At 66.3% G+C, this 14,951-nt stretch carries 14 protein-coding genes and 1 pseudogene; 7 read left to right on the top strand and 8 right to left on the bottom strand.

The genetic code is table 11. The features are described 5' to 3' along the window. Positions 1-447: 447 nt before the first annotated feature. The 3 genes from ACWDUA_RS01925 to ACWDUA_RS01915 all read right to left on the bottom strand — a co-directional run bounded on the left by ACWDUA_RS01925 (position 448) and on the right by ACWDUA_RS01915 (position 5,107). The gene (locus tag ACWDUA_RS01925) at positions 448-1,899 is read right to left on the bottom strand and encodes an aldehyde dehydrogenase family protein (protein ID WP_449749310.1); all 1,452 of its coding nucleotides are present in this window, start codon (positions 1,897-1,899) and stop codon (positions 448-450) included. 28 nt (positions 1,900-1,927) lie between these two features. Continuing rightward, a complete protein-coding gene (locus ACWDUA_RS01920) occupies positions 1,928-3,424 on the bottom strand; it encodes a GMC family oxidoreductase (RefSeq protein ID WP_449749309.1) in 1,497 nt (498 codons plus the stop codon). Positions 3,425-3,616: 192 nt separating this feature from the next. Beyond that, entirely contained in the window at positions 3,617-5,107 is a 1,491-nt protein-coding gene (locus tag ACWDUA_RS01915; protein ID WP_449749308.1) for a PAS domain S-box protein, read from the bottom strand. A 146-nt stretch (positions 5,108-5,253) separates the two neighbouring features. Between ACWDUA_RS01915 and ACWDUA_RS01910 the strand changes: the two genes are divergently transcribed. From ACWDUA_RS01910 to ACWDUA_RS01885, 6 genes are all read left to right on the top strand, one after another. Next, positions 5,254-6,426 carry an acyl-CoA dehydrogenase family protein gene (locus ACWDUA_RS01910; RefSeq protein WP_449749307.1) on the top strand — a complete coding sequence of 391 codons (1,173 nt, stop codon included), beginning with the start codon at positions 5,254-5,256 and terminating at the stop codon, positions 6,424-6,426. Positions 6,427-6,487: 61 nt separating this feature from the next. Then, positions 6,488-6,850 (top strand): hypothetical protein, encoded by a 363-nt coding sequence (locus ACWDUA_RS01905; RefSeq protein WP_020789808.1) that lies wholly within the window; start codon positions 6,488-6,490, stop codon positions 6,848-6,850. A 93-nt stretch (positions 6,851-6,943) separates the two neighbouring features. Further along, positions 6,944-8,221 (top strand): aromatic ring-hydroxylating oxygenase subunit alpha, encoded by a 1,278-nt coding sequence (locus tag ACWDUA_RS01900; protein WP_449749306.1) that lies wholly within the window; start codon positions 6,944-6,946, stop codon positions 8,219-8,221. Further along, entirely contained in the window at positions 8,214-8,708 is a 495-nt protein-coding gene (locus ACWDUA_RS01895) for an aromatic-ring-hydroxylating dioxygenase subunit beta (protein ID WP_449749305.1), read from the top strand. Before ACWDUA_RS01900 ends, ACWDUA_RS01895 begins: the two co-directional genes overlap by 8 nt. Beyond that, positions 8,705-9,481: an SDR family NAD(P)-dependent oxidoreductase gene (locus ACWDUA_RS01890; RefSeq protein ID WP_449749304.1), complete on the top strand. Its 777-nt coding sequence runs from the start codon at positions 8,705-8,707 to the stop codon at positions 9,479-9,481. Before ACWDUA_RS01895 ends, ACWDUA_RS01890 begins: the two co-directional genes overlap by 4 nt. Before the next feature lie 70 nt (positions 9,482-9,551). After that, positions 9,552-10,502 carry a PDR/VanB family oxidoreductase gene (locus tag ACWDUA_RS01885; protein WP_449749303.1) on the top strand — a complete coding sequence of 317 codons (951 nt, stop codon included), beginning with the start codon at positions 9,552-9,554 and terminating at the stop codon, positions 10,500-10,502. A gap of 112 nt (positions 10,503-10,614) precedes the next feature. On the opposite strand, the gene ACWDUA_RS01880 is transcribed toward ACWDUA_RS01885, so the two are convergent. Genes ACWDUA_RS01880 through ACWDUA_RS01870 form a run of 3 tightly spaced genes read right to left on the bottom strand, consistent with a single transcriptional unit; the run spans position 10,615 to position 12,930 of the window. Next, entirely contained in the window at positions 10,615-11,286 is a 672-nt protein-coding gene (locus tag ACWDUA_RS01880) for a response regulator transcription factor (protein ID WP_449749302.1), read from the bottom strand. Continuing rightward, entirely contained in the window at positions 11,283-11,603 is a 321-nt protein-coding gene (locus ACWDUA_RS01875; RefSeq protein ID WP_020790480.1) for a hypothetical protein, read from the bottom strand. The genes ACWDUA_RS01880 and ACWDUA_RS01875 overlap by 4 nt, the downstream gene beginning before the upstream one ends. A 19-nt stretch (positions 11,604-11,622) precedes the next feature. Further along, entirely contained in the window at positions 11,623-12,930 is a 1,308-nt protein-coding gene (locus ACWDUA_RS01870) for an amidase (RefSeq protein ID WP_449749301.1), read from the bottom strand. A 349-nt stretch (positions 12,931-13,279) separates the two neighbouring features. Here ACWDUA_RS01870 and ACWDUA_RS01865 point away from each other — a divergent pair. Further along, positions 13,280-13,762, top strand: a pseudogene (locus ACWDUA_RS01865) (flavin reductase family protein); the annotation flags it as partial. A gap of 30 nt (positions 13,763-13,792) precedes the next feature. On the opposite strand, the gene ACWDUA_RS01860 reads toward ACWDUA_RS01865, so the two are convergent. Then, a complete protein-coding gene (locus ACWDUA_RS01860; RefSeq protein ID WP_449749300.1) occupies positions 13,793-14,221 on the bottom strand; it encodes a PaaI family thioesterase in 429 nt (142 codons plus the stop codon). Between the two features lie 28 nt (positions 14,222-14,249). Beyond that, positions 14,250-14,948, bottom strand: coding sequence for an SDR family oxidoreductase (locus ACWDUA_RS01855; protein WP_449749299.1), 699 nt, complete (start codon positions 14,946-14,948; stop codon positions 14,250-14,252). Positions 14,949-14,951 lie beyond the last annotated feature (3 nt).

The raw sequence follows: 14,951 nt of genomic DNA, 5'->3' as shown, positions 1-14,951 counted from the left end.
GTCCCGGCTCAACCATCAACGGGTGGTTGCGGGTTCGGTCCCGGCTCAACCATCAACGGGTGGTGGGTGGTTGAGCCGCTGAGGAGCGTAGCGACGGGGGCGTGTGGAAACCTCTGTCGGCCGGGTTCGGTGGGTGAGCACCTCGGAGGTGGTTGCGGGTATTGGCGGCTCGCGGGGTTTCGACTCGGGTCCTCGCTGCGCTCGGTCCCGGCTCAACCATCAACGGGTGGTTGCGGGTTCGGTCCCGGCTCAACCATCAACGGGTGGTGGGTGGTTGAGCCGCTGAGGAGCGTAGCGACGAGACGTGTCGAAACCTCTGTCGGCCGGATGCACGGGTGACCACCACCCGACCGGCGGATGGGATCGGGGCGGACGGCGGTATGCCCCACACGCCGTCCGCCCCGATGTCTAACGAAAGGTGTTCTCCGCAGGGAGAACACCCCAGAACTAGAGAACGATCGTGACGGTCTTGGGCTCGGTGTAGGCGAGGATTCCCTCGTAGCCGAGCTCACGACCGATGCCGCTGGACTTCACTCCGCCCCAGGGCAACTGCGGGGCCAACGGCGACCAGCCGTTGACGCCGATGGCGCCGGACTCGATCTGGCCCGACACCGTATGTGCGCGAGACAGATCACGGGTCCAGATGGTGGCCGACAGCCCGTATTCGTTGTCGTTGGCCAACGCCACCGCCTGCTCGTCGGAGTCGAACGGGATCACGATGCCGACCGGGCCGAAGATCTCCTCGCGGGCGACGGTCATCTCGTTGGTCCCGGCGAACACCGTCGGCTCCACGAAATACCCCGGAACGTCGGGCACCGAACCGCCGGCGACCACCTGCGCACCCTCGTCGGCACCCTTCTTCAGGTACCCGGCGACCTTGTCGCGCTGGGTCGCGTTGACCAGCGGGCCCATCGTGGTGGCCGGATCGAAGGGATCGCCCACCACCTGCGCCTGGGCGGCACCCTTGAGACCGTCGACCACGGCGTCATAGACCGAACGGTGCGCCAGGATGCGGGTACCCGCGGCACACACCTCACCCTGGTTCATGAACAACCCGATCGCGCAACCCTGGATGGCCGCTTCGAGATTCGCGTCCTCGAAGACGATTTGCGGCGCCTTGCCGCCGAGTTCGAGGGCGGTGCGCTTGAACGTCGCCGCCGAGTTCTGCAGAATCCGGCGGCCGGTTGCGGTGGAACCGGTGAACGAGATCTTCTTGACGCCGGGATGCAGCGACAGCGCCTCACCGGCCACCGCGCCACGACCGGGCAGCACGTTGACGGTGCCGGCCGGGAAGCCGGCCTCGGCGACCAGCTCGGCGAACTTCAGGATCGACAGTGACGCGTCCTCGGCCGGCTTGATGATCACCGTGTTGCCGCAGGCGAGTGCCGGGCCCAGCTTCCATCCCAGGATCATCAGTGGTGCGTTCCACGGGATGATCGCCGCGACCACACCCAGCGGCTCCCGCTTGGTGTAGGCATGCGTGGGGGCCATCCCCATGTAGCCGTCGTTGGTGATCAACTCACCGTTGATCTTGTCTGCCCACCCGGCGTAGTACCGGAGTGACCCGATCAGGTTGGGCACCATCATGGCCGCGCTCACCCCGACCGGACGCCCCATGTCGATCGATTCCAGCGCGGCGAGCTCGTCGAGATCGCGCTCCACCAGATCGGCGAGCTTGTTGATCAGTGCGCCCTTGGCCGACGGTGCCGTGGCACCCCACTCACCACGGAAGGCTGCGGTGGCCGCGGCGACCGCGGCGTCGACGTCGGCGGTGCTCGCCGCACCCAACTCCACCAGCGGTGCGCCGGTGGCCGGGTTGTGGGTGGTGAAGGTGTCCTGGGCGGCGAGCCATTCGCCACCGATGAACAGGCCGGTCCGTACGCCTGAGATGTCGATCATGAACTGCTCCTCGATTCTGCCGGCTGGCTCAGCCGGCGATGATGATGTCGGCGGCACGTTCGGCGATCATCGCCGCCGGTGCGTTGGTGTTTCCGGTGGTGACGAACGGCATCACCGAGGCGTCGGCGATCATCAGGTTGTCCACCGCGTGGGCCTTCAGGCCGGGGGTCACGACGGCATCGGCGTCGACACCCATCCGGCAGGTGCTGGCCTGGTGGTGGTAGGTGTTGACCGCTCGGCGCACCCAGGTGGCGATCGCCTCATCGCTGTCGTCCACGTCGGGACCGGGCAGCGCCTCGGTGGCACCCCACTCGTCGGCGAGTGCGCCCTGGCGGGCCACCTCGCGGCACTGGCGCACCGACGCCACCAGCGCCGCGAGGTCGCGCTCGTCGTCGAAGAGGTTGAAGTCGATCACCGGTTCGGCGTCCGGGGCCGTACTCGACAGCGTCACGGTGCCGGTGGAGCGCGGCCGGATCAAGCCGGCATGAAGTGTGAAACCCGAAGCCGGACCGGTCATTCCCGGGTCGTAGTAGAACGGGATGCTGAAGTTGATCGGCTGGGTGTCGGGTACCGGCTGCGACGGATCGCTCTTCCAGAACCAGTGGGTCTGGGTGACCGGCTGGAACGGCTGTGGCGGATCGATCGGCTTCTCGGTGCCGAAGATCACCGGCACCAGGAAGTGATCCTGCAGGTTGCGACCCACCCCGGCCGCGTCGGCGACGACGTCGACGCCCAGCGACTCGAGCTCGGCGGCCGGACCGATGCCGCTGCGCAACAGGATGGCCGGGGAGCCCAGGGCACCGGCGGCCAAGACCACCTGGCCGGCGAGCAACTCGCGGCGGGATCCATCCGCACCGACCACCACCACACCGCGAACCGCACCGTCGGTGACGATCAGCGAGTCGATCAGCGAGTTCACCTCGAGGGTCAGCCGCGGATGGTCGAGCACCGGCCTCATGTACGCGGCCCATGTCGAAAGGCGCTTGCCGTCACGGAGATTCAGCTTCATCCGCGATGTGCCCTCCTGGACGCCGGAGTTGTAGTCCGGGTTCAGCGGAAGGCCATGGGAGACGGCGGAATCCAGGATCGCCTGCTGGATCGGCGAGAGGGTGGGCTCGACGACATCCATGTGGCTGTCGGCGTCGACCGCCTCGAGCCGCTTGAAGATCGGCGCCACCGACTCCCAGTCCCAGCCGGTGTTGCCGGCCGCGGCCCACTGGTCGTAGTCCCACGGTGAACCGTGGACCCAGATGGTGCCGTTGAGCTGATTGGAGCCGCCGACCACCTTGCCGCGCGGGATGTGGAGTCGACGGTCCTGAGCATTACGTTGTGGCGCTGAGAAATAGCCCCAGTCCTCGGGGCCGAGCCACAGTTCGCCGACCCGTGACATGTCGTGGATGGCCGGATTGGTGTCGTGTCCACCGGCCTCCACGAGGGTGACGGCCAGGCCGGCATCGAGGAGGCGGCGGGTGATGATGGAACCGGCTGTGCCCGCGCCCAGCACGAGAACATCGGGAGTCTGCATGGATTCTCCTTAGCGGTCGGGGCATGCGCGGACGAGAAGACGCCGGTGGGCGCCGACCGGGTGTAACTGGCCACAAGACATCGACCACGCTGTCAGGTCTCGGGATGGCGGCATGAGTGCCGTGCTCTCACGCTATCGGCCGAAAACACCGGCGACCACTGGGTGTTACCAACGCCGCGATAGGGGAATCCTTTACCGCGCAGCGTCGTCGGGGCCGGCCAGCGGCAGCGTTACCGCGACCGTGGTGCCGCGGGGTTCGTTCGGGAGGTACCGGATGGTACCGCCGTGTCGTTCGACGATGTGCTCGGAGATGATCAAGCCGATCCCCGAACCGTCCTGCTTGGCGCTGAACGCGCCCGAGGCCAACCGGTCCGACGGCTGGGCGGACTGCATGCCACCGCCCTGGTCACGGATGTAGACCACGGCATTGCCGTCATCGACGTCGGTGGTCACCGACAACTCTTTGACCTCGGTTCCCGGTTTGGCGATCTCGTCGATGGCGTTGACGCAGATGTTGATGATCACCTGCCCGATCAGAACGCTCTCACCCTCGATCAGCATGTCCCGGTCGAGGATGTCGGCGAAGACGCGTACGCCCTGCTCGGCGGCCCGAAGGCGCACGAAATACAAACTCTCCTCGACCGTTTCGTTGAGATCCATCAACGTCGAGGTGCTCTCGATCCGCCGCACATAGCGTTTCACCGAGCCCACGATGTCGGCGGCACGCTGCAACTGCTTCTCGATCTGGTCGATCCCGTACGCCAGGCGTTGCGGATCGGGATCGTCCCCACTCAGGCGGGCGCGCAGACCGCTGAGATAGTTGGTCGACGCGGCCAGGGGCTGACCCAGCTCGTGGGCGAGGATCATCGCCATGTCGCCCATCGCGTTGTACCTGCTCAGGTACTGCAGGTTGGCCTCCTGGTAGGCGTTTCGGCGTTCCCACTCGATCCGATCGGTGACATCACGCACGGTGAGCACCCGTGAACGCATTCCGTCGTGCGCGACGATCTCCAGCTCACCGGCCAACCACGATGTGGACCCGTCGGCCTTGGCCACCTCCTGCAGGATGCTCACCGAGCCGTGCCCGCTGCCCAGTCTGCCGATCACGTGATCGCTGGCGAGACGTGGTTCGCATCGGCCCAGATCCTCCAGATACACCCCCGACAACTCGGCGGGGGTACGCCCGAACAACTGGGCGGCCAGAGGGGAGATGTCGTCGATGCAGTTGTCCTCGTCGAGCACCACCACACCGGCCGCGGTGTGGGTCATGATGCGTTGCAGCGACGCCGACACCCAGGTCAGCTCCTCCTGTAGTTCCACCTCGTCATCGATGTTGCGGAACTCGACCATCACCACCGGTCCGTCCACGCAATGGACCAGGGTTGCCCGTGCATCGGTGAGGAACTCGGTGCCGTCCTTGGCACGGTATTTCCACTGCTTTCGGCTCGACCCGTGGACCACCGCCGACTGCAGCCACGCCACACCCACCTCGCGCCGGTATTGCCGCTCCTGCGCACTCATGTGGTGGGCCTTGAGCGGCTTCAGTTCCTCGATCGTGAACCCGAACATGCGGCAGGCGGCAGGATTGGCCCACAGGATGTTCTTCGACGCCGCCTCGTGGATGAGGATGCCGGTTCCGGTGTTGCGGATCATCTGTTCGAAGTCACGCCGCTCCGGGAACATCGCGTCTGACCTCCCATCTCGTCGCGGCCGAGGCCGACGACTAAAGGATCACTTACCCCCGGGGCAGATAATCCCGATACCGGTGGCCTCTGGATCTCCATAGTGTAGCGCTGGAGAGGAATTCCGAATCTGAACGGAGACAGTCAATGACCGCCGAGAGTATGACCGAGCGCGTGGTGGCCGAACCGGCGGGACCCGCCCGTGAGGCGGCGTTCGCCCACGCGCTCGACGTCCTGCGGGATCGGCGTGACGAGTTCGAGGCGCAGCGCCACGTCTCCCGCGACTTCATCGCCCTGCTCAAGCGGGCCGGTATGTACCGGGCGTCCACGCCCACCGAGTTCGGTGGCGAGCCGATGGCGCCGGCCGACTTCATGTCGATGGTCGAGCAGATCTCGGCAGTCGATCCGGCCACCGGGTGGGTGGCGAGCTTCGGGTCGTCGCTGGTGTACTTCGCCGCGCTGCCGCCGGCGAGCCAGGCCACGATCTACGCGTCCGGTCCCGACGTCGCCTACGCCGGCGGCCTGTTCCCGATGCAGGAGGCCGAGAAGGTCGACGGCGGCTACGTGTGCACCGGTGTGTGGCAGTTCGCCTCCGGTTGTATGGGAGCCGACATCCTCGGGATCGGCCTCGCGGGTGGACCCGACACCGCGGGCAAGCCGCTGACCGCGCTGGTCGATCCGGCCGACGTCGACATCGTCGAGAACTGGAATGTGGCCGGCATGAAGGCAACCGGTTCGCATTCGGTGCGAGCCGACAGGCTCTTCGTCCCCGACGAGATGGTGTTCGTGCGGGGCGGAACACCGCAGATCGACGAGCCCATCACCCGCTATCCGGGTCTGGCCTATGCGGCGCAGGTCCTCGCGGTGGTCACCCTCGGTGCCGCCCGCGGCGCCCTGGACTATGCCGTCGAGGTGGGTGCCGCCCGCACCTCGATCACCGGTGGACAGGTCAAGGGGAATCGGTCTTTCTACAAGACCGGCGTGGCGCGCGCCGAGGCCGAGCTGCGTTCGGCGCGTGCCTTCTTCTACGACACCACCACTCAGGTCTGGGCCAAGGCAGTTGCCGGGCAATCGATCTCGTCCTCCGACACCGCGATGCTGCGCCTGGCCGCCACCCACGCCGCCCACGTCGGACGACGCGTTGCGCTCGACGTGTTCGACCTCGCCGGCACCGGCGCCATCTACGACACCCATCCGCTGCAGCGCTATCTGCAGGACGCGATGGTGCCGGCCCAGCACGCCATGCTGCAGACCGGCACCTACGAGGCGGCCGGTGCCGTCCTGCTCGGCCTCGACGCCGGCATCCCCAGTTTTCCGTGATCGGCGTTGCACCGCCCGATCTCCGACCGCTTCAGTCCCACCATCCAGGAGAGCCCCACTCATGACATCCGAACCGTTACGCACTTTGTTCTGCGTCGGCAACAACCAGAACTTCTTCGACCTGCCCAAGGCCGAGATCGGTCCGGTGTGGGAGGCCACCCAGGAGTTCCTCGGTGCCCTCAAGGCCATGGATGGTGTCGAGGTGATCGGCACGATGGACGACGATGCCCACATGGTCGGTCCGTCGGCCGGATGGCCTTGGACGTTCTATGTGCTCGCCGACGTGGTGGATCAGCCCACCGTCAAGGCGGCGTGCAATCTGTTGCGTACCACCATGGTCGGCGAGTACGCGCTGTGGAAGTACTTCACGATCGAGGCACGGATGGGCCGTGAACTGACGATTCGCGACGACGTCGAACTCTGACTGTCGAACCCTGACAGCCCAAGTCAGGCCCGTCGAATTCCAGAACCACACCCACGGAACGCAATTCCGGTGCCAGCAAGGAAAGAACTGATCATGACAACCACCGAACGGCCCACCCGTCGATTCGCCGATCTCGCCGAGAACGATCGCGTCGCCGGACAGCTTTACACCGACCCCGAGATCTTCGCCGAGGAGATGCAGAAGATCTTCTACCGCACCTGGGTCTGGGTTGCCCACGAGAGCGAGATCCCGGAGGCGGGCTCGTTCAAGACCACCCAGGTCGGCGACCAGCCGGTGATCGTGGCGCGAGATCGCAAGGGCAACATCAATACCATGCTCAACCGGTGCCGCCATCGCGGTGCCACGGTGTGCGATCAGCGCAGTGGTAAGGCCAATGGCTTCACCTGCCCGTACCACAACTGGTCCTACACCCTCGACGGTCGGCTGCGCGGCATCCCCTACCCCGACGGCTACGAGGGCGTCGTGGACAAGAAGGACTACCCGCTGCAGACCCTGCGCACCGAGAGCTACCTCGGCATGGTCTTCGCGACATTCAACCCCGATATCGAGCCACTCGAGGACTACCTCGGTGACGCGAAGATCTGGATGGAGCGATTCCTCAAGCAGTCCAACGGATTCCCCACCAAGGTGATCGGCATCCACAAGTTCCGCTTCCGCGGGAACTGGAAGATCCAGTTGGAGAACACCACCGACGGCTACCACTTCCCGATGGTGCACAAGTCGTGGATGGCCTCGGTCGATGCCGAGACCGCCAACATGATGTCGTTCATGGACGATCCCAAAGCCGAGACGCATGCCCTCGGCAACGGTCACAGCGTGGCCGTCATGGCCGCCGCACACGCCGACCTCGACATCGACGACGGGGACGAGGAGATCCAGCCGCGATTCGCCCACCTCGTCGAAGAACTCGAGGCCGCCGGGGAGAGCCCCGAACGCATCCGCCGCTATATGCGCTCGATGCACGGCTGTGGGTTCAACCTCAACATGTTCCCCAACATCGCGATGTCGTCGTCGTTCTTCCGTCTGCTCATCCCGATCAGCGTGGACGTCACCGAGGTGTGGCACATGGCGATCGGCATGGACGGTGGCCCCGAGTCGATCAACCGTGAGCGCCTGCGTATCCACGAGCACTTCCAGGGGCCGTTCGGCTTCGGCAGCCCCGACGACGCCGAGGGCTGGGACCGGGTGCAGATCGGCGCCGGCGGCAACCCCAACATGCCGATCCTGGTGAACCGCGGGGAGAACCGCGAGTACCTCACCGAAGAAGGCTGGGCCACATCGCATGTCACCGACGAGACGGGTATGCGGGAGTCCTACGAGATGTGGAAGAAGATGATGACCGATGACTGAGGTGCTGACGTTCACCGACACCCGCGTGCAGCGGGCGATCGCCCTGATCTGGCGCGAGGCCGAGGTGCTCGACGCCAAGGACTACCCGGCATGGGAGGAGATGTACACCGACGACGCGATGTACGTCATCCCCATCGACCCGGACACCGACGACTTCGCGGCGTCGCTGAACATGGTCTACGACGACAAGCGGATGCGCCACCTGCGTGTGGAACGGATGATGCAGGGCTACGCCCCGTCGGCAGTTGCCGCGGCCCGCACGGTGCGGGTGGTCTCGCGGTTCACCGTCTCCGAGGTCAGCGACACGTCGGTGACGATCCGCTCGGCCCAGATCCTCAACGCGTTCAAGCGCAATGCCTTCTCGACGATCGGTGCGGAGATGACCCATACCATCGCGCTGTCCGACGACGGCGACAAGATCAGCCTCAAGGTGGCCCGCCTGATCGACAGCGAGGACGCCGTGAGCGCCTCCGGGTTCCTCCTGTGAGCGCCGTGATCACCGGCGAGACCGTCGCCGACACCGGACGGATCGCGGTGGTGACCGGTGCGGCCGGCGGACTCGGCGCTTTCGTGGCCCGTCGTCTGCACGCGCAGGGACATCGGGTGGTTCTGGCCGACATCGCGATCGAGGATGCCACCGCGGTGGCCGCCGAACTGTCGGCCGACGGCTCGACGGCCATGGCCCTCGAACTGGACGTATCCCACAAGGCGAACTTCGAGTCCGCCCTGGCGGAGATCGAGAAGGTCTGGGGCACACCGTCCATCGTCGTCAACAATGCTGCCCGCACCCAGACCGCGGACGTCCTGACCGTCGGTGAGGAAGAGTTCACCGAGGTGCTCAACACCAACGTGAACAGTATCTTCTTCGGCTGCCAGGTGTTCGGTTCGGCGATGGCCGACAACGGATTCGGTCGGATCGTCAACCTGGCCTCGCTGGCCGGCCAGAACGGCGGCACGGCCACCGGTGCGCACTATGCCGCGTCCAAGGGTGCGATCCTCACCGCCACCAAGGTGTTCGCCCGCGAACTCGCGGGCAGGGGGGTCACGGTGAACGCCATCGCCCCCGGCCCGCTGGATCTTCCGGTGTTCCGCAAGACCATCCCGGCCGACAAGGTGGACGCGATGATCGGCGGAATCCCGGTGGGACGCCTCGGCGACCCGGCCTTCGTCGCCGACATGGTGGCGTTGCTCACCGCAGAGAACGCCTACTTTGCCACTGGTGCGTGCTGGGACGTCAACGGCGGTCTCTACGTCCGCTGACGCACGCGCCCCGACCCCACGTGTCCTGACGATACGTGTGTACTGACCGCTGCCCCAGGAGAACTCACTCATGCCCCTCATCGACGTCGTCGTCTCACGGATCGTCCAGGAGACCCCCACGGTCAAGACGTTCTATCTGACGAAACCCGACGGCACCTCGATCGGTGCCTACACCCCGGGTGCACACATCGACGTGGTGGGGCCCACCGCGATCACCCGCCAGTACTCGCTGTGCTCGGCGCCCGACGGCCGGGAGCCGTTCGCGGTGGCAATCAAGCGTGAGGAGAACTCCCGGGGCGGGTCGGCGGCACTGCACGACGTCGCCGAGGGTGACGCACTGCAGATCAGCGAGCCCCGAAACCTGCTCGAGATCGACAGCAGTGCAGCCCATCATGTCCTGATCGCTGCCGGGATCGGGATCACCCCCATGCTCAGCATGGCGCGCCATCTCGACGTGGCCGGCGGATCGTTCGAACTGCACTACTTCGCCCGCTCGGAGCAGGAGGCGGCATTCCTGCCCCTACTGCGCGATCGGTGCCCGGACAAGGTGCACGCCCACCTCGGCGTGGGGCGTGACAGTCAGTCGCAACTGCTCGGTGACGCACTCATCTCGGCGCCGGCCGGATCGCACGTCTACGTCTGTGGCCCCGAGGCCTTCATGGACAAGATGGTGGCGGTGGCCGAGCAGTACGTGCCCGCCGAGGCCGTGCACATCGAGAACTTCCATGCCGCAGAACAACCCGACGCCTCGGCGAACACCGCCTTCGAGGTGGAACTCGACGGTGAGGTCTACCAGGTCCCGGCGGACAAGAGCATCGTCGAAGTCCTCAACGAGAACGGTTGTGACGTCGACACCTCCTGCCAGGAGGGGATCTGCGGTACCTGCATCATGTCGGTGCTCTCGGGCACCCCGGAACACCGTGACAACGTCTTGTCCAAGTCGGAGAAGGACTCCGGCGAGGTCATCGCGACCTGCGTGTCCCGCTCGCAGGGTGAACGGATGGTCCTCGACTACTACTGAGCCGGACCGCGCTCGACCTGATCGCCCGCATCCTCGATCACCCGCATCCCTGATCGCCCTCGTCCTTTGAGGGCACCGCCCTGAACGTCCGGATGCCCGGGTGCGGGCCGGATCAGGGACGGGGGTCGATCGGTACCGTCACGTCGTAGCGCAGGATGTCGCGGACCAGGGTGCTGATGCTGTCGGCGTCGGTCTTGCTCTTGATCCGGGCACGGTGCACGTCAACGGTTTTCACGCTCATGCCCAGCTTGCGGGCGATGTTCTGGCTGGGCAGTCCCTCCACCACCAGAGCGAGGATCTCGCGTTCGCGTGGGGTGAGTGACGCGACCTTCTCGGCCACCGAATGATGCGCCCGGTAGGAGTGGAAACGCTCGGCCGCCTTCTCCATCCCGGCCTGCACCGCGTCGAGCAGCCGCTGCGGATCGTAGGGCTTCTCCAGGAAGTCCAGTGCGCCGGCCTGCATCGTCGACACCGACATCCGGATGTCCCCGTGCGCCGAGACAAAGATGATCGCCACGTGCGGGGCGATCTCGTTGAGCTTCTCCTGTAGCCGGTTACCACTCATCTGCGGCATGCGCATGTCGAGCACGATGCATGCCGGGTGATCTCCGGTGTAGGTCTCCAGGAATGCGGCGGCGCTGTGACAGATCCGGGGCGAGATCCCGATGCTGCCGAGCAGCCAGTCCACCGAGTCGCACAGTTCAGGATCGTCGTCGACCACATAGACGACCGTGCCGGGGTCGGAATCGACCCCGGCATTCGGTGTTCGAGAGTCGGCCGTCATCCGGCCGGCGCCCAGTCGGTCGTCGCATCGGCGGCGACGTCATCCCAGGCCGCATCGGCCGTCCAATAGTTCATGCCGACCACGCTGACCCGGTGCTCCCACGGCGAGGTCCTCCGCAACCACGGTTCCTCGCGGCGAACCGATTCGTCGGCGGCCTCCGGGCCGTCGGCCTCCACCGTCCAGTGCACCCAGTTGACCTCGCGGCCGTACTCGTCGTGCACGAACAGGTCGACGTGATGCCACCCGTAGTTGAACGTGTCCTCGTAGCAGGTGAGGAACATGCGGTGGTGGGTGACCGGGCGTGGTTTCATGGCCATGTCGGCGCGTCCTTTCTGCTCACGCGGGTTGCTGAGCGCGATGTTCGGTGTGAGAGCGCAGCAGGGGTTCCAGCTTGCGGGCCACCTCGAAGAGGTGATCCTCGTGTCCTGGAAGTCCGATCAATTGGACTCCCAGCGGTAGTCCCTCGCGGCTCAGTGCTCCGGGCACGATCACGACCGGGCAGCCGAGCAGCTGCCACGGGCGGCTCAGGATGGGGGAGCCGGTCGCCGACAGTCCTGCGGGCGCGGGGCCGGGGGCTGCGGGGCCGATGACGATCGCGTTGTCGGCGAGCATCTCCCGGATCATCTGCTGGGACTGGTCACGTCGGACCAGCGCCGCGGAGCGTGCGTCGGCGGTGGTTCGGCGCCCCTGCTCGACCAACGCCTGCAATGGCTGACTCAGTTGTGCCGCATGATGATCGAACACGTCATGAAGGGTGGCCGCGGCCTCCACCGACATCACGGTCAGGTGGTCGTCGGCGAGCGTCCGGACGTGGTCGTCTCCGGCGAAGGTATCGGTTCGCACCCCGGCGTCGGCCAGCAGTGCGGGGAGGATCTGGAGGAGTTCGGTCATGTCGGGATGCAGCGTGTCGAGGCCGCTGCCTGCCCACAGATGGGCGGTGGTCACGGCACTCGACCCGACCGGGGCCACGGTCCGTCCGGTGAAGGCGCCGAACAGATATGCCAGATCGTCGGTGGTGCGGGTCAGGAAACCGAGCGAGTCGAGGGTTTCGCTGAGCCCGGAGATCCCCGCCATGCTGGTGGTTCCCTGGGCGAGCACCATGCCCGCCGCCCCACAATACGACGCGGGACGGGTCAGCGACCCCGCGGTCTGGGTTCCCAGGGCCACCGGGACGGTGCCGGCGCCCACCGCGGCGGCCGAACCGCTCGACGATCCGCCGGGAGTGTGGCCGGGGTCGTGAGGATTGCGCGTAGGGCCCGGTGCGAAGTATCCGAACTCGGTGGTGACCGTCTTGCCCTGGATCACGGCGCCCAGCTCACGGAGCCGCGTGATGCAGGGGGCGTCGGAGCCGGCAGGGTCGGCGGAGGTCACCACCGAACCCGATCGGGTGGGCAGGCCGGCGACGTCGATGAGGTCCTTGACCCCGACGGACACACCGCGCAGCGGGCGGGTGCCGGACGCGTGATCCTGAAGGTGCGCTTGGGTATCGAGATCGTCGGCCAGGCACACCCAGGCGTGCAGGTCGGGTTCGCGTCGTCTGATCTCCTCGCGCACCTGCAGGGCGAGCGTTTCTGCGGTCACCACACCGTCATGGACGGCGGTCACCTGATCGCCGATGGGCTGGTTCCACTGGGCCGGGGTCACCATTCCTCCTCTGATACGTACCGAACCAGTCTGCCCTTTTTGCGGCCGTCGCGACAGTAAAGATATCCCTGTCCCGATGGTAGTGAATCCCACGTCGGCGGCCTGGGCGTGACGTCGGACCGGAGGTGACGTCGGACGACCCGGGTGAGCACCCCGCGACCTCCGGCGCCCGGGTGTGGCAGGGGGTCTCACCGCGAGCCCGGTGGATTGTCCGGTCGCTCCAGACGAATTCCCGACCGAGCGGTAAAGATATCCCTTCTACCGTTGTTCTCCGGGCTGACTTAGGTTCGGTGACAGCGACATCCACACAGCGGGATGTCGGTGTCCACCGAGACCGAGGAAGCAACGTATGTCCGAGTCAGCAGTCAAGAACATCGACGGCCAGGTGTACCGCGAAGTGCTGGGGCACTATCCGACCGGCGTCGCCGTCGTCACCGGACGCGCCGACGACGGTGAGCACCTGGCACTGGTTGTCGGGACGTTCAGTTCCGTGTCGATGGATCCACCCCTGGTGTCGTTCATGCCGATGAAGTCCTCGCGCACCTTCGATCGCCTCCGTCGATGTGAATCGTTGTGCGTCAACGTCGTCGGTGAGGATCAGCAGGATGTGGTGCGCACCCTGGCCAAGCGTTGGGAGAACAAGCTCGACGGTATCGAGTGGTTTGCCTCACCGTCGGGCGACGCGGTGCTCTCCGACTCGGTGGCCTGGATCGACACCCGGATCCGCGAGACCGTCGAGGCCGGAGACCACTGGATCGTCCTGTGTGAGGTCCACGACATGGCGGTGACCAACCCGGTGTCGCCGTTGATCTTCCACCGTGGAGGTTACGGTGGAGTCGCCTGCTCCACGCCGGCCTGATACTCAGCCGCGAGCGCGCGGTGCGACGTTCTGCAGACGGAGTTTCCCGTGTGCCAAGGTCTTCCCGTCGGTCGCCCGTGTGATCAGCACCTGCCACAACTGGTGACTCGCGCCCTGCTGCAGCGGAGTGGCGAGGACGTCGGCTCGCCCGTCGTGGGCTCCACGGACGAAGTCGGTTCCGTTGTGCACACCCACCGCGATCAGTCCGCGGTCGGCGACGGCGGCACTGGCCCCGATACTGGCCGCGGACTCCACCGCGCTGAGGAACACCCCGCCGTGGACGACTCCCCACGGGGTGTGGTGCTGCGGCCCCAGGTCGATCCAGCCGACCACCCGCTCACCGTCGGCTTCGGTGATCCGTAGCCCGGCGGCCTGTACAAAGGCGCTTGCGTTCTCCAGATCGGGTGCTGGGGTGTCTGTTTCGGAACTCATCGATGTCTCCTCGTCTGCTGATGTGTGCTCACCGTGCGTTCAGTTGCGGGTAGAGCGTCTCGATCGGCGCGGCCAGTCCGGCCTTGACCCGCCTGCTGATCTCGTCGGCGAGGATCTCGGCGTCCCCGGCCTCGACGCCGTCGTAGGCGGTGCGCACGACGTCGGCCGGATCGTTCTTGGGTGCATCGACGCCGACGGTCATCGGGGTGTCGGTGTAGCCGAGATGGAGGGCTGCGACGTGAACACCCTGACGGGACAGGATGAGTCGCAGGGTGTTGGTTGCCGACCACAGTGCCGCCTTCGAGGCGCTGTAGCCGTCGCCGATCCCGATCCAGCTCAGCACCGACAGCACGTTCAGCAGTGTTCCGCCGTGGGCGCGCAACGCCGGGCTGAAGGCATCGGTGACGGTGAGGGCGCCGAAGAAGTTCGTCTCGAACATCGCCCGGAGATCATCCAGGTCGCCGGTCACGCCGGCGCCGTTGGAGATCCCCGCATTGTTGATCACGATCGTCACGTCCGGTGCCGACGCTGCCGCGGCGGCCACCGATTCGGGGTCGGTGACGTCGAGGCGCAGTGGTACCACACGGTTGTCCTCCCACTGCATCGGTCGGCGGGCCGCGGCGTAGACCCTGGTGGCGCCTCGGTCGAGTGCCTGATGGACGAAGTGGGTGCCGAGCCCGCCGTTGGCGCCGGTCACCAGGACCACGGAATCCTGCAGAGATGTCATGGT

It is taken from the genome of Gordonia sp. NPDC003376, from assembly GCF_053589235.1.
Note: the sequence above shows the minus strand (reverse complement) of the source record. Positions and strands in the feature narration are given on the sequence as shown.

Bases quoted from the DNA above. Each gene is read 5' to 3' on its own strand.
- ACWDUA_RS01905 (WP_020789808.1), top strand. From the start codon at position 6,488: ATGACATCCGAACCGTTACGCACTTTGTTCTGCGTCGGCAACAACCAG.
- ACWDUA_RS01860 (WP_449749300.1), bottom strand. From the start codon at position 14,221: ATGAGTTCCGAAACAGACACCCCAGCACCCGATCTGGAGAACGCAAGC.
- ACWDUA_RS01875 (WP_020790480.1), bottom strand. From the start codon at position 11,603: ATGGCCATGAAACCACGCCCGGTCACCCACCACCGCATGTTCCTCACC.
- ACWDUA_RS01925 (WP_449749310.1), bottom strand. From the start codon at position 1,899: ATGATCGACATCTCAGGCGTACGGACCGGCCTGTTCATCGGTGGCGAA.
- ACWDUA_RS01895 (WP_449749305.1), top strand. From the start codon at position 8,214: ATGACTGAGGTGCTGACGTTCACCGACACCCGCGTGCAGCGGGCGATC.
- ACWDUA_RS01880 (WP_449749302.1), bottom strand. From the start codon at position 11,286: ATGACGGCCGACTCTCGAACACCGAATGCCGGGGTCGATTCCGACCCC.
- ACWDUA_RS01885 (WP_449749303.1), top strand. From the start codon at position 9,552: ATGCCCCTCATCGACGTCGTCGTCTCACGGATCGTCCAGGAGACCCCC.
- ACWDUA_RS01920 (WP_449749309.1), bottom strand. From the start codon at position 3,424: ATGCAGACTCCCGATGTTCTCGTGCTGGGCGCGGGCACAGCCGGTTCC.
- ACWDUA_RS01910 (WP_449749307.1), top strand. From the start codon at position 5,254: ATGACCGCCGAGAGTATGACCGAGCGCGTGGTGGCCGAACCGGCGGGA.
- ACWDUA_RS01855 (WP_449749299.1), bottom strand. From the start codon at position 14,948: ATGACATCTCTGCAGGATTCCGTGGTCCTGGTGACCGGCGCCAACGGC.
- ACWDUA_RS01915 (WP_449749308.1), bottom strand. From the start codon at position 5,107: ATGTTCCCGGAGCGGCGTGACTTCGAACAGATGATCCGCAACACCGGA.
- ACWDUA_RS01900 (WP_449749306.1), top strand. From the start codon at position 6,944: ATGACAACCACCGAACGGCCCACCCGTCGATTCGCCGATCTCGCCGAG.